Annotated in this window: 22 protein-coding genes; 3 read left to right on the plus strand and 19 right to left on the minus strand. The window is 66.8% G+C overall.

Going from position 1 to position 25710, the window contains the following annotated elements; translation table 11 throughout:
- Nucleotides 1-40 precede the first annotated feature (40 nt).
- Nucleotides 41-784: a proteasome-type protease gene (locus ACZK2R_RS19795; protein WP_180838434.1), complete on the plus strand. Its 744-nt coding sequence runs from the start codon at nt 41-43 to the stop codon at nt 782-784.
- A 244-nt stretch (nt 785-1028) separates the two neighbouring features.
- On the opposite strand, the gene ACZK2R_RS19800 is transcribed toward ACZK2R_RS19795, so the two are convergent.
- The 6 genes from ACZK2R_RS19800 to ACZK2R_RS19825 all read right to left on the minus strand — a co-directional run bounded on the left by ACZK2R_RS19800 (nt 1029) and on the right by ACZK2R_RS19825 (nt 6024).
- Nucleotides 1029-1157 (minus strand): hypothetical protein, encoded by a 129-nt coding sequence (locus ACZK2R_RS19800; RefSeq protein ID WP_262975182.1) that lies wholly within the window; start codon nt 1155-1157, stop codon nt 1029-1031.
- Between the two features lie 312 nt (nt 1158-1469).
- Nucleotides 1470-1598, minus strand: coding sequence for a hypothetical protein (locus tag ACZK2R_RS19805; RefSeq protein WP_262975181.1), 129 nt, complete (start codon nt 1596-1598; stop codon nt 1470-1472).
- 39 nt (nt 1599-1637) lie between these two features.
- Complete coding sequence (locus ACZK2R_RS19810; RefSeq protein ID WP_180838780.1) at nt 1638-3149, minus strand: ATP-binding protein; 1512 nt, start codon at nt 3147-3149, stop codon at nt 1638-1640.
- A gap of 4 nt (nt 3150-3153) precedes the next feature.
- Nucleotides 3154-3594: a response regulator gene (locus ACZK2R_RS19815; protein ID WP_005411057.1), complete on the minus strand. Its 441-nt coding sequence runs from the start codon at nt 3592-3594 to the stop codon at nt 3154-3156.
- Nucleotides 3591-5408, minus strand: coding sequence for a sensor histidine kinase (locus ACZK2R_RS19820; protein ID WP_032130516.1), 1818 nt, complete (start codon nt 5406-5408; stop codon nt 3591-3593). Before ACZK2R_RS19820 ends, ACZK2R_RS19815 begins: the two co-directional genes overlap by 4 nt.
- Before the next feature lie 232 nt (nt 5409-5640).
- Complete coding sequence (locus ACZK2R_RS19825; protein ID WP_006470382.1) at nt 5641-6024, minus strand: BON domain-containing protein; 384 nt, start codon at nt 6022-6024, stop codon at nt 5641-5643.
- A gap of 171 nt (nt 6025-6195) precedes the next feature.
- Between ACZK2R_RS19825 and ACZK2R_RS19830 the strand changes: the two genes are divergently transcribed.
- On the plus strand, nt 6196-7239 hold the full coding sequence (locus ACZK2R_RS19830; protein WP_180838781.1) for an oxidoreductase: 1044 nt from the start codon (nt 6196-6198) through the stop codon (nt 7237-7239).
- Between the two features lie 239 nt (nt 7240-7478).
- On the opposite strand, the gene gnd is transcribed toward ACZK2R_RS19830, so the two are convergent.
- The 7 genes from gnd to ACZK2R_RS19865 all read right to left on the minus strand — a co-directional run bounded on the left by gnd (nt 7479) and on the right by ACZK2R_RS19865 (nt 14944).
- Nucleotides 7479-8384 carry a phosphogluconate dehydrogenase (NAD(+)-dependent, decarboxylating) gene (gene gnd / locus ACZK2R_RS19835; protein ID WP_014648435.1) on the minus strand — a complete coding sequence of 302 codons (906 nt, stop codon included), beginning with the start codon at nt 8382-8384 and terminating at the stop codon, nt 7479-7481.
- Between the two features lie 10 nt (nt 8385-8394).
- Nucleotides 8395-9633 carry a hypothetical protein gene (locus ACZK2R_RS19840; RefSeq protein ID WP_180838662.1) on the minus strand — a complete coding sequence of 413 codons (1239 nt, stop codon included), beginning with the start codon at nt 9631-9633 and terminating at the stop codon, nt 8395-8397.
- Nucleotides 9634-9650: 17 nt separating this feature from the next.
- The gene (locus ACZK2R_RS19845) at nt 9651-10259 is read right to left on the minus strand and encodes a DUF2242 domain-containing protein (protein WP_180838663.1); all 609 of its coding nucleotides are present in this window, start codon (nt 10257-10259) and stop codon (nt 9651-9653) included.
- A gap of 242 nt (nt 10260-10501) precedes the next feature.
- Nucleotides 10502-12679: a carboxy terminal-processing peptidase gene (locus tag ACZK2R_RS19850; RefSeq protein WP_032130309.1), complete on the minus strand. Its 2178-nt coding sequence runs from the start codon at nt 12677-12679 to the stop codon at nt 10502-10504.
- Between the two features lie 259 nt (nt 12680-12938).
- Nucleotides 12939-13949, minus strand: a complete 1011-nt coding sequence (gene lipA / locus ACZK2R_RS19855; RefSeq protein ID WP_049421379.1) for a lipoyl synthase — start codon at nt 13947-13949, stop codon at nt 12939-12941.
- An 18-nt stretch (nt 13950-13967) separates the two neighbouring features.
- The gene (gene lipB / locus ACZK2R_RS19860) at nt 13968-14678 is read right to left on the minus strand and encodes a lipoyl(octanoyl) transferase LipB (protein WP_032130311.1); all 711 of its coding nucleotides are present in this window, start codon (nt 14676-14678) and stop codon (nt 13968-13970) included.
- The gene (locus ACZK2R_RS19865; protein ID WP_180838664.1) at nt 14666-14944 is read right to left on the minus strand and encodes a YbeD family protein; all 279 of its coding nucleotides are present in this window, start codon (nt 14942-14944) and stop codon (nt 14666-14668) included. The genes lipB and ACZK2R_RS19865 overlap by 13 nt, the downstream gene beginning before the upstream one ends.
- A 261-nt stretch (nt 14945-15205) precedes the next feature.
- Here ACZK2R_RS19865 and ACZK2R_RS19870 point away from each other — a divergent pair, with 261 nt between their 5' ends.
- Nucleotides 15206-16279, plus strand: a complete 1074-nt coding sequence (locus ACZK2R_RS19870) for a lipid A deacylase LpxR family protein (protein WP_478487540.1) — start codon at nt 15206-15208, stop codon at nt 16277-16279.
- Nucleotides 16280-16453: 174 nt separating this feature from the next.
- Here ACZK2R_RS19870 and ACZK2R_RS19875 read toward each other — a convergent pair whose 3' ends face one another.
- From ACZK2R_RS19875 to mrdA, 6 genes are all read right to left on the minus strand, one after another.
- The gene (locus ACZK2R_RS19875; RefSeq protein WP_032130313.1) at nt 16454-17674 is read right to left on the minus strand and encodes a D-alanyl-D-alanine carboxypeptidase family protein; all 1221 of its coding nucleotides are present in this window, start codon (nt 17672-17674) and stop codon (nt 16454-16456) included.
- A 100-nt stretch (nt 17675-17774) separates the two neighbouring features.
- Nucleotides 17775-19049, minus strand: a complete 1275-nt coding sequence (locus ACZK2R_RS19880; RefSeq protein WP_049400490.1) for a septal ring lytic transglycosylase RlpA family protein — start codon at nt 19047-19049, stop codon at nt 17775-17777.
- The gene (gene mltB / locus ACZK2R_RS19885) at nt 19046-20191 is read right to left on the minus strand and encodes a lytic murein transglycosylase B (RefSeq protein WP_180838665.1); all 1146 of its coding nucleotides are present in this window, start codon (nt 20189-20191) and stop codon (nt 19046-19048) included. The genes ACZK2R_RS19880 and mltB overlap by 4 nt, the downstream gene beginning before the upstream one ends.
- Nucleotides 20192-21251: 1060 nt before the next feature.
- Complete coding sequence (gene rodA / locus ACZK2R_RS19890) at nt 21252-22331, minus strand: rod shape-determining protein RodA (RefSeq protein WP_478482529.1); 1080 nt, start codon at nt 22329-22331, stop codon at nt 21252-21254.
- A 192-nt stretch (nt 22332-22523) separates the two neighbouring features.
- Nucleotides 22524-23636: a rod shape-determining protein RodA gene (rodA, locus tag ACZK2R_RS19895; protein ID WP_032130317.1), complete on the minus strand. Its 1113-nt coding sequence runs from the start codon at nt 23634-23636 to the stop codon at nt 22524-22526.
- On the minus strand, nt 23633-25708 hold the full coding sequence (gene mrdA, locus ACZK2R_RS19900) for a penicillin-binding protein 2 (RefSeq protein WP_180838666.1): 2076 nt from the start codon (nt 25706-25708) through the stop codon (nt 23633-23635). Before mrdA ends, rodA (ACZK2R_RS19895) begins: the two co-directional genes overlap by 4 nt.
- Nucleotides 25709-25710: the final 2 nt, after the last annotated feature.

Below are 25710 nucleotides of genomic sequence, written 5' to 3' on the forward strand. Positions count from 1 at the left end.
GCCTGCCTACAATCCGGGACGCACATGATAGGGCACCGACATGACCTATTGCGTTGGAATCGAGGTGGACGAGGGCCTGGTCTTCGCCGCCGACACCCGGACCAATGCCTCGCTGGACGATGTGCGCGTGCACCGCAAGCTGCACGTGTTCGAGTACCCCGGCCAGGCAGCCTACGTGCTGATGGCGGCTGGCAACCTGGCCACCACCCAGCTGCTGGTGTCGCGCCTGGGGCGCGATGCCGCCGAACGGCGCACGCCCAACCTGCGCGACATGACCCATCTGTTCGAAGCTGCCGAGTACGTCGGCCAGCTGCTGGTGGACAGCCAGGTGCACAGCAGCCACAGCGAGCACGGCCATGACGGGGTCAACACCCAGGCGACGCTGATTTTCGGTGGCCAGATCGCTGGCGAGCGGCCCGGGCTGTACATGATCTACCCGCTCGGCAACGCCATCGCCGCTTCGCCGGAGACGCCCTATCTTCAGATCGGTGAGTCCAAGTACGGCAAGCCCATCCTGGACCGCATCCTCAGCCCGGCCACACACCTGGAGGATGCCGCGCGTACGGCGATCGTCTCGCTGGACTCCACCATCCGTTCCAACCTGTCGGTGGGCCTGCCGATCGATCTGGCGCTGCTGCGCGACGGCGAGCTGCGCATCGGCCAGCAGCTGCGGCTGGGCGCGGATTCGGCGTTGTATGCCGATATTCACCAGAACTGGTCGCGGCGGCTGGAACAGGCGGTGGACGCGCTGCCACGCTTCCCGTGGGAAACCCTGGACCGGTAGTGCCGGCCGCTGGCCGGCAACCGCAGTGATCCTACCGCACGGGAATGCCGGCCAGCGGCCGGCACTACCGCGGCATCAGCCCAGCGCTTCGGCCACCGCGCGGAAGACCTGCTGCATCGGCAGCGGCCAATACCAGCCACGCATCTCCAGAGAAACCGGGGACCGGTAGTGCCGGCCGCTGGCCGGCAACCGCAGTGATCCCACTGCACGGGAATGCCGGCCAGCGGCCGGCACTACCGCGGCATCAGCCCAGCGCTTCGGCCACCGCGCGGAAGACCTGCTGCATCGGCAGCGGCCAATACCAGCCACGCATCTCCAGGGAAACCGGGGACCGGTAGTGCCGGCCGCTGGCCGGCAACCGCAGTGATCCCATCGCACGGCGATGCCGGCCAGCGGCCGGCACTACCGCGGCATCAGCCCAGCGCTTCGGCCACCGCGCGGAACACCTGCTGCATCTGCAGCGGCTAAATCCAGCCACGCATCTCCAGGGAAACCGGGGACTGGTAGTGCCGGCCGCTGGCCGGCAACCGCAGTGATCCCACCGCACGGGAATGCCGGCCAGCGGCCGGCACTACCGCGGCATCAGCCCAGCGCTTCAGCCACCGCGCGGAACACCTGCTGCATCGGCAGCGGCCAATACCAGCCACGCATCTCCAGGGAAACCGGGGACCGGTAGTGCCGGGCATCAGCCCAGCGCTTCGGCCACCGCGCGGAAGACCTGCTGCATCGGCAGCGGCCAATACCAGCCACGCATCTCCAGGGAAACCGGGGACTGGTAGTGCCGGCCGCTGGCCGGCAACCGCAGTGATCCCATCGCACGGCGATGCCGGCCAGCGGCCGGCACTACCGGGCATCAGCCCAGCGCTTCGGCCACCGCGCGGAAGACCTGCTGCATCTGCAGCGGCTTGTGCAGCACATGCACCTCCACACCGGCCGGGAACGCGTCCGCCGCGACTGGCACCGACGGGTCCTCCAGCACCAGCGCCGGACCGCGGTAGCCAAGCGTGGCCATCTCGCCCAGCAGCTGGCTGGCCGGCAGCAGTTTGGAGCCGGCATCGGCAATCACCAGCGCCGGCATCGCCTCCTGCTGCATCCAGCGCAACGCCGCCGGGCCATCGGATGCCAGCTGCAGCTGATAGCCCTGGCTGGACAGCGCATTACCGAGCAGCGACAGGCGCGTGGCTTCGCCGTCAACCACCAGGATCGACTGGCCACTGCCCAGCGCCACCAGCTGCTCGATCGGCTCGCTGCCATCGATGGCCTCATGCATCGGCAGGCGCAGCTCGAAGCAGGTGCCCTGCCCCGGCTGGCTGTTGACGTGGATGCTGCCACCGGCGCCTTCAACGATGCGCTTGCAGGAAATCAGCCCCAGGCCGGTGCCATCGGCCTTGGTGGTGAAGAACGGATTGAACAGGTGCGACAGCGTGTCCGCATCCATGCCGATGCCTTCATCGGCCACGCAGATCTGCATCCAGTCCACGCCATCGCGCTCGCCGGCATGGCTGGCAGTCAGGCTCAGGCGCCCGCCGTTGGGCATCGCCTGGATCGCGTTGAGCGCCAGGTTCAGCATCACCTGCTGCAGTTCGGTGTAGTTGGCGTCGACCACCAGGCCTTCGTCCTGCACCTGCAACTCCAGGCGCACCGCATCGGGCACGTTGCTGCGCAACAGCAGCGCCACCGCATCGAACAGGCCATCGATCTCGATGCGCTCGCTCGGCTTGCGCGAGCCGCGCACGAACGACAGCATCGATTCGGCCATCTCGTGGCCACGGCGGCCGCACTCGGCGATGACATCGGCCAGGTGGTGCAGCTGCGGATCCTCGGTGCGCGCCTTCAGCAGGTCCGGCATGATCAGCAGCGGCTGCAGGATGTTGCGCAGGTCGTGGCTGAGGCCGGCGGCAAGCAGCGACAGGCTTTCCAGGCGCTGCGCGCGCATCAGTTCGGTTTCCACCCGCGCGCGCTCTATGGCGCTGCGTGCATCGCGGATCGCACGCGCCACCGCCGACGGCAGGCGCGCCGGCAGGTGCTTGATGATGTAATCGTTGGCGCCCTTCTGCAGCGCCGCCACCGCGTTCTCCTCACCCATGGTGCCGGAGACGAAGATGAAGGGCACTTCCGGTGAGGTCTCGCGCACGATGCGCAGCGCGTCGTCACCGGAGAACCCCGGCATGCTCAGGTCGGACAGCACGATGTCCGGCTGGAACGCGACCAGTGCCTGGCGCAGTTCGGCCTCGCTTTCGACGCGCTCGAAACGGGCCTCCAGGCCCGCGTCGAGCATCTGTTCAGACATCAGCTCGGCATCTTCCGGTGAGTCCTCCACCAGCAGGATGCGCAGCGCCCCCAGGGCGGGACCGGTCAGGGGCATGGGCTCACTCGAGTTCCGGTGCCTGGTTGATCAACGCCCAGAACTTGCCCAGGGTCTGCACCGCGCCGAAGAACTGGTCCACGTCCACCGGCTTGACCACATAGGCGTTCACGCCCATGTCCCAGCTGCGGGCCAGGTCGCTTTCCTCGCGCGAGGACGACAGGATCACCACCGGCAGGCGCTTGAGCTCTTCGTGCTCGCGGATCTGCCGCAGCACCTCCAGGCCATCCATGCGCGGCATCTTGATGTCCAGCAGCAGCACCGCCGGCAGGCCTTCCTCGCGGTTGGCGAAGGCACCACGGCGCAACAGGTAGTCCATCACTTCCACGCCATCCTCGACGTGCACGATGGGGTTGGCCAGACGCGCCTCTTCCAGGGCGTCGATCGCCATTTCGGCATCAGCCGGGCTGTCTTCGGCGAGAAGAATGGTGCGCAGAGTGGTCATGCAGAAGGCCCTTGTTTGTCCGCATCGATCGCGGGAGGCAGGTAGAAGTGGAAGGTGGCGCCGACGTCCGGTTCGGCCTCGGCCCAGATACGGCCGCCATGACGGGTGAGCACGCGGCGCACGCTGGCCAGGCCGATGCCGGTACCCGGGTAGTCGCTGGCCTTGTGCAGGCGCTGGAAGACACCAAACAGCTTGCCGGCGTAGGCCATGTCAAAGCCTGCACCATTGTCGCTGACCGTGAACTGATGACCGCCGTCAGGCTGCGGCTGGTAGTCCACGCGGATCTTCGCTGGTTCGCGGTTGCCCGAGTACTTCACCGCGTTGCCGAGCAGGTTCAGCCAGACCTGGCGGATCATGTTCTCATCGCCCACCACGATCGGCAGCGGCGCGATGCTCCACTCCACGTGGTGCGCATGGCCGCTGTTCTCGGCCTCGGCCTGCAGGTTGGAATCGAGCATGGCGCGGGTATCGGCCACCAGCGACTGCATGTCCACCGCCTGCTGGCGCATTGCCGCGCGGCCCAGCCGCGAGTAGACCAGCAGGTCGTCGATCAGTGCCGCCATGCGCCGCGCCGAACTGGAGATCACCTCCAGGTAATGGCGGCTCTTGTCATCGGCGGCGTCGCCCAGATGGCGCGACAGCTTGTCGGAGAAACCGGCCACGTGGCGCAGTGGTGCACGCAGGTCGTGCGACACCGAGTAGCTGAAGGCTTCCAGTTCCCTGTTGACCTCGGACACCTGCGCAACCTTGCCTTCCAGCTGGCGGTTCAGTTCCTCCACCCGCAGCTGCACGGCACGCTGCACGGTGACGTCGCTGACCGTGAGCAACACCACTTCGTCGTCGGTGTCCGGCAGCGGCATGCGCCGCGCGTTGAGCAGCATGTAGCGCACCATGCCATCGGCGGCGCGCTGTTCATGCTCGAAGTCCCACAGTTCGCGGCCGCGCAACAGCACATCGGACAGTCGCTGGCGCATCACGGGGTCTTTCCATGCACCGTCGCCGACAGTGTCCAGCAACAGGCCATCGGCGCGTTCATCCTGCAGCCCGTACAGCTCGGCGAAGGCAGGGTTGTGCAGCTGCACACGCAGGTCGCGGTCGAGCAGCACGATCGGCTCACGCACGGTCTGCAGCACCGAGGCTGCACGCGCGGCCGAACGCAGCGACTGTCGTTCGGCATGCAGGCGGCGACCGATCTGCCGCTGCAGCAGCCACAGCACCAGGCCAAGCAGCGCCAGCTGGATCACCAGCGAACTCCACGACACCAGCTCGGTCTGCTTGCGCTGGCGTGCGGCCTGCTCGGCGCGCTGTGTCAGCAGCTTCTGCTCGCTCGCCTGCAGTTCCTCCACCAGGCCACGGATCGGATAGCGCGTGCTCAGGTCCTGCACCAGCTCGCGCTGATCACTGTTGGGTTCGGACTTCGCCAGTTCGCGGGCAAGCGCCATGCGCCCTTCCAGCATCGACTCGATACGGCCGATGCGGATCAGCTGCTCAGGATTGTCGCGGGTCATCCGGCCCAGTTCAGCCAGGCGACCGGGAAGGTCATTGGCTTTGGCCATGCGCTCGCGCAGGCCAGGCGCATCCACACCCTTGGACAGGGTCAGCGCAGCCGATTCGACATCGCGTACATCGGCCTGCAGCTGCTGCAGGGCCACACCCACGGCCTGGGTATGATTGACCCAGGCCATCGCATCTTCGCTGTCCTGCTGCAGTTGGCGCAGGGTCAACCACGGCACCACGATGATCGCGGCAGCAGCCAGCGCCAAGGCTGGCAACCGCCAACGGTCCCAGATGTCATCACTGAAAACCAGCGCCATAGTTCCTCGTCAGCACAGCCGCGGAGCGTAGGCCGATACCGGCCCGGCTGCGGCGGAACGGGCAATATAGCGCAGGCGGTCACAACTCTGGAGTTTCCAGCCTGGTTGGCTGAACGGGTTCGGAATCCGGTGCTGTAGAGCCGAGCCCACGCTCGGCTGCAACCCAAAGGGCAGTCGAGCAAGCTCGACTCTACCCAGGCAGCGGGCGCCCCATGCGGGGCGCCCTCCGGGGTCAGCGCTTGGCAGCAGCGCTGACCTTCAATGCAGCGGCATCGACGCGGGTCACGCCCTTGATGCCCTTGGCGGTGGTGACCGCTTTGTCCTTCTCGGCCTGGGTGGCCACGGCACCACTCAGGCTGACCACGCCGTTCACGGTTTCCACCTTGATTTCAGTGCCCGGAACGTTGCTGCTGGCCAGCAGATCGGCCTTCACCTTGGTGGTGATCCAGGTATCGGTCACCGGCTCGTTGGAGTCATGGCGATCAGCATGGGTTGCCGGATGGGTGCTGGTCGGCGGGCTCTTCGCGGCCGGGTCCTTGGCGAATGCAGCCGAGGAGGACAGCGCCAGGCCCAGGGTCAGGGCGGAAGCAATCAGCGTGCGGGTGGTATTGCTCATCGTGTCGTACTCCTTCGGGATGTGCTGCCAGTCTGGACAAGCCGCCGTAGAGCAGGCGTGGCGTTGCGGTCATGCCGCTGTGAATCGAGGCGTTTCCAACGGCAACGGTTCAGTTTTGGCCTGTACGCAGGTGTCGTTTAACCTGCCCTTCCCCATTGCCGGAGCCGTCTCATGCGCCCCGACCTGCAACTGGCCCTGATCGGCTACGGCCTCGCCGGCCGCGTCTTCCATGCGCCGCTGATCCAGCACACGCCCGGGCTGGTGCTGCACAGCATCGTCAGTTCGCAGCGCGACACGTTGCTGCGCGCGTTCAGCGACGTGCACGTGCGCGCCACGCCGCAGGAGGTGTTCGACGACCCGGCGGTGGACGCAGTGGTGATCGCCACACCGAACGGACAACACGCACCGCTGGCGATCGCGGCATTGGCCGCGGGCAAGCACGTGCTGGTCGACAAACCGTTCGCGCTGGATGTCGCTGAAGCCGAAGCGGTGCTGGCTGCGGCACGTGATGCCGGACGCATCGCGACCGTGTTCCAGAACCGGCGCTTCGATGCCGACTTCCTCACCCTGCAGGCGCTGCTGGCCGAAGGCACGCTCGGTGACGTGGCCGAGTGCCATGCACACTTTGATCGTTACCGCCCGCAGGTGCGCGACCGCTGGCGCGAGCAGGACGGGCCGGGTAGTGGCCTGTGGTACGACCTCGGCCCGCACCTGCTCGACCAGATGCTGGTGCTGTTCGGCTGGCCCGAGGCGATCGATGCCGATCTGGCCGTGCAGCGCGAAGGCGGCAGCGGCATCGATTACTTCCACGCGGTACTGCACTACCCGCGGCATCGCGCGATCGTGCATGCCGGTTCGCTGGTGGCGGCCCCCACGCCGCACTTCAGTGTGCATGGCAGCCGTGGCAGCTGGATCAAGCATGGGCTGGACGTGCAGGAGGCACAGCTGCGGCGCGGTGTTGCGCCAGGAGCGCCAGGCTGGGGCATCGACCCACGGCACGGCGAGCTGGTGCGCTGCGATGCTGAGGACAATGTGCAGCGCAGTACCGTGGACAACCTGCCGGGCGACTACCGGCGGCTGTATTCGCAGTTCGCGGCGGCGATGCACGGCGATGGCGAGCCGACGGTCAGTGCGGTGCAGGCACTGCAGCTGATGCGGTTGCTGCAGGCCGGCATGGACAGCGCGCGCGAAGGGCGGCGAATCGCGTTGGAGTGATCGGCAGGGCTGCGCCCTGCACCTGCCGAATCAACGGCAACGTCAACGTCAACGTCAACGTCAAAAGCAAGCTATCCGTGAGATGGCGGGGTGGGTCCGACGGTAGGTGTCGACCTTGGTCGACACATCGACGTGGAAACCATCGGAGACGGCTTTTGTAGAGTCGAGCCATGCTCGACTGGCTTCATGGGGTCGGAGCCCTTCGGCAACGCCGAAGGGCTCCGACCCCACCGCGGTGCTTACGATTTCTTGATGGCGTGGCCGCCGAATTCATTGCGCATCGCCGACAGCAGGCGATCGGTGAACGAATTCGATTCACGCGAACGCAGGCGTTCCAGCAGCGACAGGGTGATCACCGGTGCCGGCACATCGAGCGCGATCGCTTCGGCCACGGTCCAGCGGCCTTCGCCGGAATCCTCCACGTACGGGGCGATGCCATCCAGCGAGGGATTGCGCTTGAGGGCTTCAGTGCTCAGGTCCAGCAGCCACGAACGCACCACGCTGCCGTGGCGCCAGACTTCGGCGACCTGGGCCAGGTCCAGTTCCATTTCCTGCTTGCGCTCCATCAGCGCGAAGCCTTCGGCGTAGGCCTGCATCATTCCGTACTCGATGCCGTTGTGGACCATCTTGGTGAAGTGGCCAGCGCCGGACGGGCCGACACGACCCCAGCCACGATCTTCGGCCGGTGCCAGCGTGCGCAGCAGCGGTGCGATCTGCTCCACCACCGACGCTTCGCCACCGACCATCAGGCTGTAGCCCTCCTGCAGGCCCCACACGCCACCACTGGTGCCGCAGTCGACGTAGCCCAGATCGTCTTCGGCCAGTGCCTTGGCGCGACGGATCGAGTCCTGGTAGTTGGAGTTGCCGCCATCGATGACGATGTCACCCTCGGCCAGGTGCGGGGTCAGCTGGCCCAGGGTCTGGTCGACGGTTTCGCCGGCCGGCACCATCAGCCACACCACGCGCGGCACCGGCAGCGCGGCAACCGCGGCGGCCAGCGAATCAACCACTTCCAGGCCGGCCTCGGCAGCGCGCTGGCGGGCACCCTCGCCCGGGTCGTAGCCGACCACGCGGTGGCCGCCGCGATGCAGGCGCTGGGCCATGTTGGCGCCCATGCGGCCAAGGCCGATCATTGCAATGTCCATTGTTTCACCTTCAGTTGGGGTCTAGGGTCAGGCTGCCTGGCCTGCCGGTAGCCGCGCACTGGCGCAGCTGCGCCTCGCGCCAACGCCGGTAGAGCGTGGTATGCAGATTGTGCACCGCCAGGTCGATCGAAAACGGCGTCCGCGGGTTGCGATCGAGCAGGCGGGCGATGTGGTAGCCGATGGGACGTATACCGCGTGGATGCACATAGATCACGAACTGCTGGTAGAACGGATCGTCCAGCAGCTGGTCCATGCGTGCCAGCGTGTCGTGGTAGCGCGGTTCCAGCCGTGCACGAAGGTTGGGATCGCGCTCGAACAGCAGGCGCTCGAAGTAGCGCTGGCCGATGCGCGGGATACCCTGCGCGAGTTTCCAGAGTTCGACATTGCGCTGGTCGTACCAGGCCAGCCCACCGTGCATCGCCAGTGCCTGCGCAGCATCTGCGCCCACGTCGGCTACCACGAAGTTCTCGGCCTGGTTGCTCAGGTCGTCCAGCGTGCCTTTGTCGTACACATGTTCGATGAAACCGGGCACGCCAACGAAGGCCTGCCGCCCCATCGCCGAGGTGCGCACCGCCTTGCCATCGGCGAAGAAATCGCCGGCATGTGCGCCGAGCAGGATGCTGTCGGTATCGTGCAGGGCGAGGAAGGTGCCGATCGACAGTTCATCCGCAGCGAACTCAGCATCGAACGCGGCATCGCCATACAGCTCTCGTTGCGTGGCCAACTGCGCGACCTGGCGGCCGACCCCGCATTCGGCACGCACGGCACCGCTGTAGAACGCCTCCAGTGCATGACTGTTGCCCGCGCTCGGCACGAAGCCACGACCGAAACTGCGTGTGCGCTGCCAGCCTTGCGCGCGTGGGCCCTGCAGGCCGAAGCCGATCCAGCCCAGCTGCGGGCCGGAGAAGCGGAAGGTGGGGTTGTCCTGCAGTGCCGAGGCCGCACGTTGCGTGGCTGCGCCCAGCTGGAACGCATAGGCACAGACCGTGGCCGGATCGTCCAGCAATTGTTGCAGCGACGCCTGGCGTGCTGCAGCGGACATTCCGGCCGGCCACCCCACGCGCAGATCGCCTGCCGCCTGTGCTTCAGCCAGCGAGGCACGTGTACACACCGGGCCGCCGTGCACCTGTGGTGCACCGGCCGTGACCTCGTCAAAGCGCCATCCCAGCCGCTGCAGCAGGCCCTGCGTGCAGTCCGGCGTTGCGGACGCAATGCCCAGCGCGGGCATCAGCAGGAGTGCCACGCCCATCAACCTGCCGCGCACGATCACCCTTGATCCGTGCTGCGGGCCGGTGCGGGCTCAGACGATGCAGGCTCGGGAGGTGCGAGCGCAGGCGGTGCGGGTCTGCCAGCATCCGCAGGCAGGTACTGTTGCAGGCGCTGGAAGAAGCGCTGATAGAACCCGGCATCGGTGACGGTGCTGCTGGCCACTTTTACCAGCGAATCGTCATTGCTGCCGAATGGCAGCGACACCGAGCCCAATGCACCCACGCCCACGCTGGCCGACGTCGGGCTCTTCTTCAGCGCATAGCGGTCCTGCACCGCGCTGACGAATACCAGCGTCTGGCTGCCACGCGGCGCACAGGAGATGCGCAGCACCAGCTGCTCGTGATCATCCTCGCGTGGCTGGAAGTTCTTGTTGCCTTCCACCTGCGCTTCGTCGGAGCGGGCGATGGCGTAGCCCTGGCTGAGCAGGGTGCGCCGCGCGGCCTCGCAGGCGTCACCGGGGCGGCCATCGACGGTACGCGAGAAGGTGTCGCCGGAATCAAAGGATTCGCGCAGCAACGTACTGTCGGCGGCGCGGCCACCACAGGCCGACAGGATCAGGGCGCTGGCGAGCGCCACGGCAGCACTGGAAAGACGGGAGGCCCGCATGGGTACTCCTGCGAGGACGGTACCGCCAAGGGTAGCCCTGCGGCCGTGTGCGGCAGGTTGAAACCGGCGTGACCGAGCCACCCCGTTGCTGCCGGTTCATGCACAGAAAAGGGGACGGAGGGGATTAAGTCGTTTGTGGCACTTCGCTCGCCGGGCATGGCCCGGCGCTACCGTGAACGAGGTCCCCAGACAGAAAGGGGCCGGCAATGCCGGCCCCTCGGGTATCACATGCCGTCGCCGGCTCAGTCCGCCCAGCGACCAGCGCCGGTCGACTGCGGCAGCACCTGCGCCGACAGCGGGCGATCATTGGCCAGCAGGTTCACCGCATCGGCCAGGATCGAGGCCGACTCGCGCAGCAGCGGGTCCGGACGCTTCTCGGCAGCCTTCTCGCGGGCGGCATCCTTGACGATGTCGCGCTCGTTGCCAGTCAGGCCGTCGTCGTTGCTGTCATCGGCCAGCGGGTCCAGGGCCAGGCCCAGTTCCTTGCGCATCGCCTGGCGCTCCTTGCGCTGGGTGTCCTGGCGCTCACGCTCGGCGCGGCGGGTGGCCTCGTTGAGCGAGATGTACTTCTTCGCGGCCTCGGTGCGGAACTGCTGCACGTCCTCGTTCCACCACTGGAATTCCTTGTCGGCGGCGATGCGCGCGTCATGGCGGGTTTCCAGCTTCGGCAGCAGCGGCGCGAAGTTGCCGTACTGGGTGTGCGGCACGGCAGCGATGCGCGTCCACGGCAGCGCGTTGTCGTAGGTGCTCTCGCCGAACTCGGTGGCATCGACGCTGGCCGGGAACGCCAGGTCCGGCACCACACCCTTGTGCTGGGTGCTGCTGCCGCTGATGCGGAAGAACTGGGCGATGGTCAGCTTCACCTGGCCGAAGCGCTGGGTCTCGCCACTCGGCCAACGGTCCAGGTCGACGATGTTCTGCACGGTGCCCTTGCCGAAGCTGGTCTCACCGATCACCAGGCCACGGCCGTAATCCTGGATGGCACCGGCAAAGATTTCCGAAGCCGAGGCCGAACCGCGGTTGATCAGCACTGCCAGCGGGCCATCCCATGCCACGCCCTGGTTGCGGTCGCTGTTGACGGTGACGCGGCCACCGGACTCGCGCACCTGCACCACCGGGCCCTGCTCGATGAACAGACCGGTCAGTTCAATGGCTTCATCCAGCGAACCACCACCGTTGTTGCGCAGGTCCAGCACCACGCCGTCCAGCTTGTCGTTCTTGAAGCCGGCCAGCAGCTTGGCCACGTCGCGGGTGGCCGAGGCGTAGTCTGCCGCGTTGCGGCGACGGCCTTCGAAGTCCTGGTAGAAGGTCGGCAGCTTGATCACGCCGACCTTGCGCGCCGGCTCGCCGTTGGCGGCCGGAATGGTCATGGTCTCGCCCTTGGCGGCCTGTTCGGCCAGGCGCACCTTCTGGCGGGTCAGCACCAGGGTGTGGTGCTTGCCGTCGGCGCCCTCAGCAGCCGGGATGAACTCCAGCTTGACCTGGGTATCCTTGGCGCCGCGGATCTTGGCCACGACGTCGTCGATGCGCCAGCCGATCACGTCCTCGACCAGGCCGGACTTGCCCTGGCCGACGCCGACGATACGGTCACCCGGCTTCAGCGTGCCATCCACTGCGGCCGGGCCACCGGCGATGATCTCGCGGATCACCACTACGTCGTCCTGGCGCTGCAGCTGCGCACCAATGCCTTCCAGCGACAGCGACATCGCCTGGTTGAAGTTCTCGGCGGTGCGCGGGGTGAAGTAATCCGTGTGCGGGTCAACGGCGCTGGTGTACGAGTTCATGAAGAACTGGAAGACGTCTTCGCCCTTCAGTTCATTGACCGATTTCTCCAGCGTCGCGTAGCGCTTGTCCAGCGTCTTGCGGATGTCGTCCGGCTTCTTGCCGGCCAGCTTCAGGCGCAGCCAGTCGTTCTTGACCGACTTGCGCCACAGCTCATCCAGCTCTGCACTGCTGGCCGCCCACGGCACCTTCTTGCGGTCGTATTCGAAGCGCTCGTCGGTGGTGAAGTCCGGCTCCTGCTTGAGCAGCTTGCGCGCGTAGGCCACACGTTCGCCGACGCGCTGCTTGTAGACCGCGAACACCTGGAACGCCGGCTCCAGCTCGCCGCCACGGATGGCCGAGGAAATGTTGGCTTCGAACGGCGCGAAGCGCGCCACGTCGGCCTGGGTGAAGTACTGCTTGCCGCCGTCCAGCGTCTCCAGGTAGCGCTTGAACACGTCCTTGGAGGTGGCCTCGTCCAGCGCACGCGGGCGGTACGCGTAGCGGCTGTCGGACAGCAGGCCGTACACCAGCTTGGAGGTGGTCACCTGATCGGCGGTTGCCGCAGCGGGCAATGCCGGCGAATCGGCCTTGGCCGCCAGCGCCAGCGGCGCGACCAGCGCCAGGGCCATCAGGAATGCGGGGGCTTTGAATTTCATTGACGTGCTCGGAGGCGCCTTGCCAAGGGGGAGACTGCGGGGTGTTAAGACACCACGACAGTGCCGAAAGTTGCCGGGTTTGTCACCCGGCCGCGCTCGGTGGAAAACCAGCCTAGCGGGGCCGGTGTAGCAAATTGTGAATGCAGGCGAAGGCGTGGGACCAACGGTCCGCACCCACGATGGTGGTGGCACCCATTGGCAGCGCCGGGCCGTGCTTGGCGAAGGCGTGCGGACCAACGGTCCGCACCCGCCTGGGGCGTCAGGAGACGCCGGCGCCCTTGGCCTGCACGTCGGCGTGGTACGACGAGCGCACCATCGGGCCGGAGGCCACGTGGCTGAAGCCCAGCTCGTAGCCGTAGTCTTCCAGCGCCTTGTAGTCCTCGGGGGTCCAGTACTTCAGCACCGGGTGGTGGTGCGCGGTCGGCTGCAGGTACTGGCCGATGGTGATCATGTCCACGTCGTGCGCGCGCAGGTCGCGCATGGTGGCCTTGATCTGTTCGAACTCTTCGCCCAGGCCCAGCATGATGCCGCTCTTGGTCGGCACGTCCGGGTGCTGCGCCTTGAAGTTCTTCAGCAGGTTCAGCGACCACTGGTAGTCCGCACCCGGGCGCACGTTGCGGTACAGGTCCGGCACGGTTTCGATGTTGTGGTTGAACACGTCCGGCGGGTTCTGCGCCAGGATCTCCAGCGCGCGCTCCATGCGGCCCTTGCCGCGGAAGTCCGGGGTCAGCACTTCGATGCGGGTGCCCGGCGACTTCGCGCGGATGGCACTGATGCAGTCGACGAAGTGCTGGGCACCGCCGTCGCGCAGGTCATCGCGGTCGACGCTGGTCACCACCACGTACTTCAGCCCCATGTCGGCCACGGTCTGGCCGAGGCTGGCCGGTTCGTTGGCATCCGGCGGCTTCGGGCGGCCGTGGGCGACGTCGCAGAACGAGCAGCGGCGGGTGCAGACCTCGCCGAGGATCATGAACGTTGCCGTGCCGTGGCCGAAGCACTCGTGGATGTTCGGGCAGCTGGCTTCCTCGCACACCGTCACCAGGCGGTTCTCGCGCAGCTTGGCCTTCAGGTTCTGCACCGCATTGCCCGAGGGAATGCGCACGCGGATCCAGGACGGCTTGCGCAGCACCGGCGCATCGGCGAACTGCACCGGCGAGCGGTTGATCTTGTCACCGCCCAGCTGCTTGACCCCGGCCTGCAACGGCGCGGCGGACGGAGAGTCGCCCTGCACGATCTGCAGGGGAATGGAACGGGCGGTGGTTTCAGTCATGGCAGTTCCGGGGGGCGGTCAGGCGGCCGCAGAAAGATCAGGCAGTTCGGGCGTGGGCTGCAGCAGCAGGCCGAACTGGCGGGCCAGGTGGTCCAGCAGCACCGGCTTGACGGCCTCCATCCCGGAGGGCCCGCCCAAGTCTACTACCGAGGTCACCTGCAACCCCTGATAGCCACAGGGGTTGATGCGGTGGAAAGGTTCCAGGTCCATGGCCACGTTGAAGGCCAGGCCATGGAAGGTACAGCCGCGGCGCACGCGGATGCCGAGCGCGGCGATCTTGGCGCCACCGACGTAGACGCCCGGGGCGCCCTCACGGCGTTCGGCGCCGATGTTCCACTCGGCCAGGGTATCGATGATGGCCTGCTCGATGCGGCACACGTAGTCGCGCACACCGATGCCCAGCCGTGGCAGGCGCAGCAGCGGATAGACCACCAGCTGGCCGGGGCCGTGATAGGTCACCTGGCCGCCGCGGTCCACGTGAAGCACCGGGATCTCGCCCGGCGCCAGCACATGCTCGTCCTTGCCGGCCTGGCCCAGGGTGAATACCGGGTCGTGCTCGACCACCCACAGCTCATCGGCGTCGGCCTCGCTGCGCTGGTCGGTGAAGCGCTGCATGGCGCGCCACACCGGTTCATAGGCCTGGCGGCCGAGGTCGCGGACCAGCGCCGGGCGCGGCGCGCGGTCTTCCGGGGCGGCTTCGGCCGGGCAGCTGTCGGCTACAGCGTCCACTTCACTTCCGGGTGGTCGCGCAGTGCCTGGTGCGCCAGGTCGTACTTTTCGCGGCTCTCGGCCTTGAACACGATGCGCACGGACACGTACTTGCCGTTGGAGGAATGCTTCCAGCTGATGCGTTCATTCACCACATCGATGCCGGCAGCCAGCAGCAGGCGGGGAAGCTCATGTTCCAGGCCGCGGTTGGCCGGGCCCATGGCACTGAGCTCGAACTGGCCGGGGAACTGGAAGCCGTGGTCGGGGTTGTCGGACTTGATTTCCATGCCCCCATTATCGGGCCGCAGGCCAACAAACCCAAGAGTATTCATCAACGTCAAACAGTGCACCGGTGAGTCGCTGCGTTGCAGCTGAACGGCCGTTCAGCATTGGCCGTTGCCCCTTGGGGCGCCGCAGGACAGTGCAGGATTGTCTTCACGAGACAATGTCGTTTTCGGAACAGACAAGTGATTCGAACGCGCTCGTTCCATCACGCCCGCACGAGTACCGTGTCGCGGCATATAACGACAGACAGAAAAAACCTCCACATGAGCCCCCCTTCCCAACGCCGCCTTGCAGCCCTCGGGCTGTCCGGCCTGCTGGCTGCTGCCCTCCCCCTCGCCGCCCAGGCGGCCGAACAATGTGGCCCGGACGCGATGCGCGACCACCCTCCGCAGGTCAATTTCCGCGTTGACAACGACCTGTTCGGCGGCCGCCACCAGGACCAGGGCTATACCAATGGTGCACTGTTGACCCTGGTCTCGCCCAATCTGGTCGATTACACCGACGACCCCTGCCTGCCACGCATGGCCCGCTGGGTGAACCAGTACCTGGAAGGGCTGCATCCGGGCAAGTTCGAACAGCAGAACATGATCTTCAGCATCGGCCAGGGCATCTTCACCCCGACCGATTTCAGCCGCAGGGACCTGATCGAGGACGACCGCCCTTACGCCGGCGTACTGATCGCAAACTTCGGTTTCAATGCGCGCAGCGGCGACCGCCTGCAGACCACCCAGCTGACGCTGGGCGTGGTTGGCCCGTGGGCACAGGGCAAGCAGGTGCAAAATGCGGTGCACGAAGTACTGGGCGACGAGAAATTCAAGGGCTGGGACAACCAGCTGCACAACGAGCCCCTGTTCATGCTGACCCATGAGCGCATGCGCCGCTGGCCGGGCGATGCCAGCGTCAATGCCGACGGCTGGGGTTGGGACGCGATCAGCCGCTACGGCGGATCAATCGGCAACCTGGAAACCAAGGCCAATCTCGGCGGTGAAGTGCGCTTCGGCTGGAAGCTGCCGGACGACTTCGGCAGCACGCCGTTGCGCCCGGCCGGTGAGAACACTGCGCCGACCCGCGGCGGCCGTCCCAATGGCTGGTCCTGGCACCTGTTCGCGACCTCGGACGCCGCCTGGGTGATCCGTGACATCACGCTGGATGGCAACACGTTCCGCAACAGCCACAGTGTGGACAAGCGCCATGTGGTGGCCTACGGCGGCTATGGCGTGGCGGTGATGTACGGACGCTGGAAGTTCGCCGCGGCGCGTTACCACAGCACGCGCGAGTTCAACGGCCAGCGCGAAGCGCCGGTGTTCGGCAGCTTCACCATCAGCCGCTCGCTGTAGGTAGGTGCCGACCGTTGGTCGGCACACCGGGGCCGGCATATCCGGATGGGTTCATGAGGAGCCGGCCAGCGGCCGGCACTACCCACATCCGGCAGGATTCATGCGCAAGCGGCATCCCGAAACAGAAAAGGCCGGCATTTGCCGGCCTTTTCCTTCACCACGCCGGGGCGTGGATCATTCCGATTCCCACCACATCCAGAAGCTGTCCCACAGGCGCTTGAAGAAGCCGGCCTGTTCGACGGCAGCCACCGCCACCAGCGGCGCTTCGGCCACCAGCTTGCCATCCAGCATCACCTTCACGGTGCCGATCTGCTGGCCGGCGGTGAACGGTGCTTCCAGGGTTTTGGGCACGTCGATGCTCGGCTTCAGGTCGTTGTAACGGCCACGCGGCACGCTCACCAGCATCGGCTGGGCCACGCCCAGCTGCACCTTGTCGGTGGTGCCCTTCCAGACCTTGTGCTCGGCCACGGCCTTGCCCGGCTCGTACAGGCGGTGGGTCTCGAAGAAGCGGAAACCCCAGTTCAGCAGGGCCAGGCTGTCATCGGCACGCTGCTTTTCCGACTGGCCGCCCAGCACCACGGCGATCAGGCGCTGGTCGCCGCGCTGGGCCGAGCTCATCAGGCAGTAACCGGCTTCCGAGGTGTGGCCGGTCTTGATGCCGTCCACGCTGCCATCGCGCCACAACAGCAGGTTGCGGTTCGGCTGCTTGATGTTGCCGACCTGGAATTCCTTGATCTTGTTGTACGCGTAGGTTTCCGGGTAATCGCGCACCATCGCACGGCCCAGCAGCGCCAGGTCGTAGGCGGTGCTGTGGTGGCCCTGCGCAGTCAGGCCATGGGCGTTGACGAAGTGCGAATTCTTCATGCCGATCTTGGCGGCATAGCTGTTCATCAGCGACGCAAAAGCTTCTTCGCTGCCTGCCACGTGCTCGGCCAGGGCGATCGCGGCGTCGTTGCCGGACTGGATCGCCATGCCCTTTTCCATGTCTTCCAGGCGCGCGGTCTGGTTGACCGGGAAGCCGCTGTAGCTGCCATCGGTACCCGCGCCACCTTCGCGCCAGGCGCGTTCGCTCATCATCACCTGGTCATCCGCACGGACCTTGCCGTTCTTGACCTCGGCGGCGATCACGTAGGACGTCATCACCTTGGTGATGCTGGCCGGAGCCAGCTGTTCGTTGATGTTTTCACCAGCCAGCACCTGGCCGGTGGCGTAATCCATCAGCACCCAGGCCTTGGACACACTCGGCGCCGGCGCCGGCGGAGTGGCGACGGTGGCCGGGGCGGCAGCGGCGGCGGCAGGCGCCGGCGTGGCCGGAGTCGGCAGCGGCGTCTGGGCGGAAGCCAGGCCCACCACCAGGGTGGCGGCCAGGGCGGTGGCGGCGGAACGGAAATTCATTGGACAGCAGGCTCCAGGGGACGGCCGGGAATGGAGGGTGGAACGTAGCGGCCATTGTAAGGCCGGGGCAGCATGGGCCGGCAGCACCGGCCCGGGTGGATCAATCCTTGACGATCTGCGGCGAACCCAGCCCCAGACCGGCGATGCGGCCGACAAGTTCCGCGGCACTGGCATGGTCGCTGGCGGGAACGCGCAGGCGGAACAGCGTACGGCCACCGGCGGCGATGTCACTGATGGTGGCACCGACGATGCCCGCGGCGTTGAGCTGGCCCATCGCGCGGTTGGCGTTGTCACGGTTGGAGAAGCTGGCAACCTGCACCATGACTGCGCCCACCACCTGCTGCGACAGGCTGGGGGTAGCGGCGGCGGTGCGGACCGGTGCCTGCGCAGCGGCGCGCGGCGTGGTGCTGGCAACGACCGCCGGAGCTGGCGCGTATGTGGTGCTGCGCACCGGCGGAGCACTCGGCGGCAGGCTGCTGACCGCCACATCCGGCACGGTGCTGGCCACGCCCTGGGTGGTGGCCGGCTGGCCACGCGCCGGCATGCCATCGGCCGGCAGCCCCTTGACCAGGCGATCGATGTCGCTGTCGGCGGCGGCACGCGCGGTCGGTGCCGGGCGCGCACTGGCTACAGCGCTGGCGGCGGCCGCTTCCGCAGCACGACGCTCGCGGCGCGACGGCTTCTGCGCCAGCAGGTTGCCCTCACCCGGCTGCAGCGCGCGCACTTCCACGTTGCCGGTGCCGCGCTGGGTGATGCCCAGGCGCACGGCAGCGGCATAACTGAGATCGACCACGCGGCCATCATGGAACGGACCGCGATCGTTGACGCGCACGATCACCGACTCACCGTTGTCGAGGTTGGTCACGCGGGCGAAGCTGGGCAGCGGCAGCGTCTTGTGCGCAGCGGTGAACTGGTACATGTCGTAGACCTCACGGTTGGAGGTCAGGCGGCCATGGAACTTGGCACCGTAGTACGACGCAGTACCACGCTCGACATAGTTGCGGGTGTCGTCGAGCACTTTGTACGACTTGCCCAGCACCACGTACGGCGTCTTGTTGCCGATCGCCGAGCGTTCTTCCGCGGTCACTTCCGGCTCGGGGATGCAGGCCACGTTGGGAATGTAGTCCGGCGTGCTGTCACGCACGCCCGGCTTGTACAGGCCACCGGCGGTGTAGTTGCCGCGGGTGCTCAGGTCTTCCTTGGCCGCCGCGTAGGGCGATCCTTCCGGGCAGTGTGCCGGGCGCGAGCCACGACCCTGCACCAGGGTGCCGCCGGACTTGCCACCATGGCCGGCCGTGGCCGGCTTCTTCGGCGCGCTGCTGCAGGCAGCCAGCGCGAGGACGATCAAGCCTGGGACCAGCCATCTGATGTTCATGCCGGGGGCAGCTCCTGTCCGGCGATGGCCTGGGACAACTGGAACACGGCCATCGCGTACATCTTCGAGAGGTTGTAGCGGGTGATCGCGTAGTAGTTCTGGAAGCCCAGCCAGTACTGCTTGCCGGTGCTGCCTTCAAGCGTGATCGGCGTGGCGGTGGCGTCCGGCTGCACCGCTGCGCTGGGCTGGTAGCCACGCTTCGCCAGGTCGGCCAGCGACCAGGTCGGCATCCATTCGGTCGGATTGAATTCCTCGCGGCCCGGCGCCAACGTGGCCGGCACGGCCACCTGCCCGCCACGCACCCAGCCACCCTTCTTCACGAAGTAGTTGGCGATGGACGAGAACACGTCGTCGTAGCTGGTGAACAGGTCGCGACGGCCGTCGCCATTACCGTCCACCGCGTAATCGAGGTAGCTGGACGGCATGAACTGGCCCATGCCCATCGCGCCGGCATAGCTGCCCTTGAGCGTGGTGATGTCCAGGTTCTCTTCGCGGCCCAGCTCGAACAGCTTGGCCAGCTCATCGCGGAAGAACAGCTCGCGGCGCACTTCGCGTTCCAGCTTGGCCGGGTCGCCGCTGCGCGGGTAATAGAAGGCCAGCGTGTACAGCGCATCCAGCACGCGGTGGCTGCCGGCATTCTTCCCGTAGCTGGTTTCCACGCCGATGATCGCCACGATCACTTCGGCCGGCACACCGGTGCGCTGCTGGACGCGATCCAGTTCGGCGCGATGCTGGGCCAGGAACGCGCGGCCGCCATCGATGCGCGCCTTGCTGATGAACATCGGCCGGTACTCGTTCCACGGCTTGACCCGTTCGGCCGGGCGCGACATCGCGGCGATGATCGGCTGGCGCACCTGCGCCTGGTCGAGCACGCTGCTGATCTGCTCCGGCTTCAGGCCATAGCGCTTGGCGGTATCGGCAATGAAGCGGGCCCGTGCGACCTCGAACGGCACCGGGGTGAGATCGACCGGCGGCGCGGTGGCGGCAGCGGCTTCGGGCGCGGCCTCGGCCGGGCCATGGGCCTTGGCGGCGGGCTGGCGCGGCGTACTGCTGGCCTGGGGCGAAGACGGTGGGGACTTCGGCTGGGTCGCGCAGGCGACCAGGCCGAGGGTGAGCATGCAGGCCAGAGTGCGTCGAATCATCGTCGCAGGTTAGCAGGTCATGGATGAATTAAAACCCCTAACACCATGAATCACAACGATTTGCCTGCGAGCAGCGGGAAATGTGAAGACGTCGTGATCACACTTCCCCATTCAGATAGAGGTTGCCGGTTGCGTCCCCATCCCCGCAGACGCAACCGGCGACCGGATCCGGTCGGTACCCGCGCGGCTGCCGCTCCCCAGTGGCAGTGCTCCGCGCTCCCTGTACCCGTTGGATCAGTACTGCTTCCCGCCCGACGCCCCCTCGCGCTGCAACGATTGACGGCGCGCCGTGCCGAACGGGCCGCCATTGTGCAGGCCGATTACGACAAGTCCATTGATCAAGATCAACGCGCTGTAAAAGTGTGAACCAGCTAACGCTTTTTCCGGACTTTGGTCAGTGGGCGTGCTGCCGTGCATCGTTGTGAGAACGCTTCCACAACGGGCGTTGCGCAGAGTCAGGAAGTTTCCAGCCAACGGCGCAGCCCCTCGTGGGTGGGGTGTGTTGCGGAAAGCAGAAGCCGCGGGTGGGCCGGTCGGGTTAGGTACGCGGGGGACGCCGTGAATCCGTCCCTGGAGGCTTGGCAGCCGCATCCATGCGGCTGACACCCCCGCATACCCAACCCGACCGCCCTCTGACAGATTTCGGTGGTCTGCCACCCACGGAGAAGAAAGAGAAGATCACAAGCGGGTCGCGCGCTGCGCTTGCTCGAGAGCCGAGCATGGCTATGCCGGTCGTCCTGACCGGCACCCTTCGGGCCGTCGCCGTGAGCGACGTTGGCAGCGGCTCCTGCCGCTGCCTTCGGCTCTACACAAAGCAAGGAAGCGACCCGCCAGGCCGCTTTTGCTTTTGATCTTCTTTTTCTTCTCCGTGGGTGGACGCGCACGGAACCTGTCCGTGGCCGGGTAGATGGGCTGCGCAGGGGCGTGAGCCGCATGGATGCGGCGACCGAGCTTACATGGACGTACTTGCAGCGTCCCCTGCGCAGCCCATCTACCCGGCCCCACCCATGAACTGCTTTGCGCGACCACCCACGAGGGGCTGCGCCGTTGGCTGGAAACCCTATCCCCCGTGCACGGGTCGGTGCCCACGCACAGCCATCACCAGTCCGATGCCGGCCAGCAGCGAGACCGCTGATGTCCCGCCATAACTGATCAACGGCATCGGAATGCCCACCACCGGCAGCAGGCCGGAAATCATTCCACCGTTCACCAATACGTAGACGAAGAACGCCAGCCCCAGGCTGCCGGCCAGCAACCGCGCATGCGTGTCGCGCGCGTGCACTGCGATCCACAGGCAACGCCCGACCACGAACAGGTACAGCGCGAACAGCGTCGCCACACCGATCCAGCCGAACTCCTCGGCCAGCACCGAAAACGCGAAGTCGGTGGTGTACTCGGGCAGGAAATCCAGTGTGGCCTGGGTGCCCTGCCCCCAGCCACGTCCCTGCCAGCCACCGGAACCGATCGCGATGCGCGACTGCAGGATGTTCCAGCCGGTGCCGAGCGGGTCTGCTGCCGGGTCTAGGAAGGTCAGTACGCGATCCTTCTGGTACTGCCGCAACACGCCGAGCCAGGCCAGTGGCGCGGCCACCGCCAGCCCCACCGCGCCGGTGGCCACCCAGCCCCAGTGCAGGCCCGCCAGCAACAACGCGAACACGCCGCTGGCGGTGACCAGCGTGGCGGTGCCGAGGTTGGGCTGCATCAGGATCAGCACGGCGGGAAAGCCGATCAGCACTGCGGCCGTCAGTACCGTGCGTGGTGACGGTGGCAGCGGTTGCCGGTGCAGGTACCAGGCCATCATCAACGGCAGGCTGAGCTTGAGCAGCTCGGAGGGCTGCAGGTAGAAGACGCCGAGGTTGAGCCAGCGCTGCCCGTACTTGCCGGTGCCGATCACATACACCGCCATCAGCGGCAGCATCGACAGCGCGTACAGCGCCGGTGTCCACGCGCGCAGGCGCAGCAGCGAAACACGCGACAGCAGCCACATCGCCAGCAGGCCACCGGCGAAGCGCGCCGCCTGCCCGGTGACCGGACCGGACACGCTGTGCAGCACCGCCAGCCCCGCGCCCATCAGGATCAACAGCGCGACCAGCAACGGCAGGTCGATCGTGCGCACCGCCTCACGGCAGCCGCCAAGCATTCGTTTCCAGTCCACGCTGGCCACGGTAACAACGCGCGCTTGCGTGAAGCTGTCAGGGTGCTTCTGCGTCTGTAGAGTCGAGCCGTGCTCGACTGCCTTTCATGCAGCAGAAGCAGTCGAGCACGGCTCGACTCTACAGAACAGCGAGAAGCAATCGAGCATATGGAAGCGCGATGAAAGGCGCGGCCGGTGTTACCCGTAGCCGCCGTGCACTGGATTGTGGCTACGCACGGCCATCACCAACCCGAAGCCGGCCAGCAGCGAGACCGCCGAGGTACCGCCATAGCTGATCAGCGGCATCGGCACGCCCACCACCGGCAGCAGGCCGGAGATCATCCCGCCGTTCACCAGCACGTAGACGAAGAACGCCAGGCCGGTGGCGCCGGCCAGCAGGCGCGAATAGGAATCGCGCGACTGGCTGGCGATCCACAGGCAGCGCCCGATCACCACCAGGTACAGCGCCAGCACGGTGGCCACGCCGATCCAGCCGAACTCCTCGCTCAGCACCGAGAACGCGAAGTCGGTGGTCTGCTCGGGAATGAAGTTCAGATGTGACTGCGAGCCCTCGCCCCAGCCCTTGCCATCGAAGCCGCCGGAACCGATCGCGATCTTCGACTGGATGATGTTCCAGCCAGCACCCAGCGCATCCATCTCCGGGTCCAGGAACATCATGATGCGGTCCTTCTGGTACGGCCGCAGCAGCCAGAACCAGGCAACCGGCGCGACCGCAGCCACGCCACCTACGCCCAGCCCGACCCACCACCACGGCAGGCCGGCCAACAGCAACACGAACACGCCGCTGGCGGCGATCAGCACACCGGTACCGAAGTCCGGCTGCAGCATCACCAGGCCGGTCGGTACGCCGATGATGACCAGGGACACGAGCACGGTATTGAAGCGCGGTGGCAACGGCATCTTGTGCAGGTACCAGGCCACCATCATCGGCAGGCTGACCTTCAGCAGTTCGGCCGGCTGCAGGTAGAAGAACTTCAGGTCCAGCCACTGCCGCCCGTACTTGCCGGTGCCGAGCACGAACACCGCCAGCAACGGGATCATCGAGATCGCGTAGATCATAGGTGTGGCCGAGCGGATACGCAGGATCGGTACCCGTGAGATGCCCCACAGCGCGGCCATACCCACTGCGAAGCGCGCGCCCTGGGCCATCACCAGGCCGTCGCCACCGGCACTCTTCAAGGTGGCCAGGCCGATCACCATCAGCGCGCCCAGGGCCAGGCACAATACCCAGTCCAGCGTGCTGAAGAAGCGGCGCAGCATGTCGCCGGCCCAACGCAGGAACACTCTCATCGTGCGGGCTCCGCGGTGGTCGGGCGTGGCGTGGCCGGCAACGCCGCGGCGGCCGGCGTCCCTGGCTGCGGTGCGGGTGCCGGTTCCGGCGCAGGCACGCCAATCAGCACGGGGTGTTCCCCCAGTTGTGCCGCAGCAAGGTCACCGGCCTGGCGCGCGCCCACATCTTCGTTGTCGAATGCGGTTGCACCGATGGCGGTGGTGCCGCGCTCGCTGTCCAGCGGCTGCATGCCTTCGGGCATCTTGCCCAGCAGGTAGGCGTCGAACACCTTGCGTGCGATCGGCGCTGCCGCCGCGCCGCCGTAACCACCGCCCTCCACTGCGATCGCCAGCGCGATCACCGGCTGTTCGACCGGCGCAAAGCCGACGAACAACGCGCGGTGGCGCAGGTGCATCGGCAGGCTCTTCGGATTCACCGCGGCGGTACCCTTGCGGCTGATGACCTGCGCGGTACCGGTCTTGCCGGCCATCGTGTAAGGCGCGCCGGCCGCCATCCGCGCAGCGCTGCCGCCAGGCAGCATGGTGGCCATCATGCCTTCGCGCACCGCCTGCAGGTTGTTCGGGTTCGGACTGACCGGTTTGCTCTCGCCCGGGTCGGTCGCCATCCAGTCGTGGTCGAACCCCGCACGCTGCTGGATCACCAGATGGGGCGTGCGCAGCTGCCCGTTGGCCAGCCCACTGACGCCCCGCGCCAGCTGCAGCGGAGTGACCTTCCAGTCACCCTGGCCGATGCTGATGTTGACTGTATCGCCCGGATACCAGGCTTCCTTGCGGCTCTTCCGCTTGTAGGCCGGCGACGGCAGGATGCCCCCGATCTCGCCGGTCAGGTCGATGCCGGTCGGCTGGCCGAAGCCGTAGTACTCCATGTAATGGTCGAAGCGCTCGATGCCCAGATCCAGCGCCAGCTTGTAGTAGTACGTGTTGACCGATTGCGCGATCGACTTGCGCAGGTCGGTCCAGCCGTGGCCGCCGCGGTGCGAGTCACCCCAGCCACGCGAGGTGCCGGGCAGGTAGAACATGCCGGTGGACAGCACCTTGTCTTCCGGGCGGCGCACGCCCGAATCGAGGCCCGCCAGGCCGATCAGCGGCTTCAGCGTGGAACCGGGCGCGACGCCACCCAGCACCAGGCGGTTGAACTGCGGCCGCGACGGGTTGTCGTTCAGCGCCTTGAAGTCGGCATGGGAAATACCGTTGACGAACAGGTTGGGGTCGTAGGACGGCAGGCTGACCATCGCCAGCACTTCGCCGGTGCGCGGGTCCATCGCCACCGCCGAGCCTTCCTGGTCGCCGAAGGCGGCCACCATGGCGCGCTGCAGGTCGGCGTCGATCGACAGCCGCAGGTCGGCGCCGGACTGCGCGGCGACGCGGCCGATGGTGCGGATCGCACGCCCCTGCACGTTGGTCTCGACCTGCTCGTAGCCGACCTTGCCGCGCAGCTGCTGCTCGTAATAGCGCTCCAGACCGGATTTGCCGATGTGGGTCAGCGCGGCATTGCCCTCGCCGAGGATTTCCAGGTCCTTGTCATCGACGCGGCCGACGTAACCGATGATGTGCGCGAACAGGTCGCCATAGGGATAGCGACGGGTCAGATAGGGTTCCAGCTCGACGCCGGGGAAGCGCCAGCGGTCGACGGCGAAGCGTGCCATCTCCTCGTCGCTCATGCGCAGCTTCAGCGTGACCGGCAGGAACTTGCGGCGCGCCTTGCGCGACTTGTTGAACGCTTCCAGTTCTTCCGGGCTGATGCTGATGATCTTCGCCAGCCCTTCCAGGGTGGCGTCCATGTCCTTGACCTTGTCCGGGGTCACGTCCAGGCGGAAGGCCGGCACGTTCTCGGCCAGCAGGCGGCCGTTGCGGTCGTAGATCATGCCGCGCCCGGGCACCACCGGCCGCGGCTTGATGCGGTTGGCTTCCGAGCGCGTGGCGTAGACGTCGTGGTCCAGCACCTGCAGCTTGAAGTACCAGCCGCCCAGGCCCAGCAGGCAGACCAGCACACCCAGGAAGCCCAGCGCCGCGCGGCGGCGGAACTGTTCGGCTTCGGCGTGGGGGTTCTTGACCTGGCGGCGCGGGATCATGG

Source organism: Stenotrophomonas sp. 96582_Sma, from assembly GCF_056480905.1.

Coding starts and splice junctions, on each gene's coding strand:
- ACZK2R_RS19845 (WP_180838663.1), bottom strand. CDS start 10,259: ATGCGGGCCTCCCGTCTTTCCAGTGCTGCCGTGGCGCTCGCCAGCGCC.
- mltB (WP_180838665.1), bottom strand. CDS start 20,191: ATGATTCGACGCACTCTGGCCTGCATGCTCACCCTCGGCCTGGTCGCC.
- ACZK2R_RS19810 (WP_180838780.1), bottom strand. CDS start 3,149: ATGCCCCTGACCGGTCCCGCCCTGGGGGCGCTGCGCATCCTGCTGGTG.
- rodA (WP_032130317.1), bottom strand. CDS start 23,636: ATGAGAGTGTTCCTGCGTTGGGCCGGCGACATGCTGCGCCGCTTCTTC.
- ACZK2R_RS19880 (WP_049400490.1), bottom strand. CDS start 19,049: ATGAACATCAGATGGCTGGTCCCAGGCTTGATCGTCCTCGCGCTGGCT.
- gnd (WP_014648435.1), bottom strand. CDS start 8,384: ATGGACATTGCAATGATCGGCCTTGGCCGCATGGGCGCCAACATGGCC.
- ACZK2R_RS19825 (WP_006470382.1), bottom strand. CDS start 6,024: ATGAGCAATACCACCCGCACGCTGATTGCTTCCGCCCTGACCCTGGGC.
- ACZK2R_RS19840 (WP_180838662.1), bottom strand. CDS start 9,633: ATGGGCGTGGCACTCCTGCTGATGCCCGCGCTGGGCATTGCGTCCGCA.
- rodA (WP_478482529.1), bottom strand. CDS start 22,331: ATGCTTGGCGGCTGCCGTGAGGCGGTGCGCACGATCGACCTGCCGTTG.
- ACZK2R_RS19870 (WP_478487540.1), top strand. CDS start 15,206: ATGAGCCCCCCTTCCCAACGCCGCCTTGCAGCCCTCGGGCTGTCCGGC.
- ACZK2R_RS19850 (WP_032130309.1), bottom strand. CDS start 12,679: ATGAAATTCAAAGCCCCCGCATTCCTGATGGCCCTGGCGCTGGTCGCG.
- ACZK2R_RS19800 (WP_262975182.1), bottom strand. CDS start 1,157: ATGGGATCACTGCGGTTGCCGGCCAGCGGCCGGCACTACCGGTCCCCG.
- ACZK2R_RS19795 (WP_180838434.1), top strand. CDS start 41: ATGACCTATTGCGTTGGAATCGAGGTGGACGAGGGCCTGGTCTTCGCC.
- ACZK2R_RS19865 (WP_180838664.1), bottom strand. CDS start 14,944: ATGGAAATCAAGTCCGACAACCCCGACCACGGCTTCCAGTTCCCCGGC.
- ACZK2R_RS19805 (WP_262975181.1), bottom strand. CDS start 1,598: ATGGGATCACTGCGGTTGCCGGCCAGCGGCCGGCACTACCAGTCCCCG.
- ACZK2R_RS19875 (WP_032130313.1), bottom strand. CDS start 17,674: ATGAATTTCCGTTCCGCCGCCACCGCCCTGGCCGCCACCCTGGTGGTG.
- mrdA (WP_180838666.1), bottom strand. CDS start 25,708: ATGATCCCGCGCCGCCAGGTCAAGAACCCCCACGCCGAAGCCGAACAG.
- lipA (WP_049421379.1), bottom strand. CDS start 13,949: ATGACTGAAACCACCGCCCGTTCCATTCCCCTGCAGATCGTGCAGGGC.
- ACZK2R_RS19815 (WP_005411057.1), bottom strand. CDS start 3,594: ATGACCACTCTGCGCACCATTCTTCTCGCCGAAGACAGCCCGGCTGAT.
- ACZK2R_RS19830 (WP_180838781.1), top strand. CDS start 6,196: ATGCGCCCCGACCTGCAACTGGCCCTGATCGGCTACGGCCTCGCCGGC.
- ACZK2R_RS19820 (WP_032130516.1), bottom strand. CDS start 5,408: ATGGCGCTGGTTTTCAGTGATGACATCTGGGACCGTTGGCGGTTGCCA.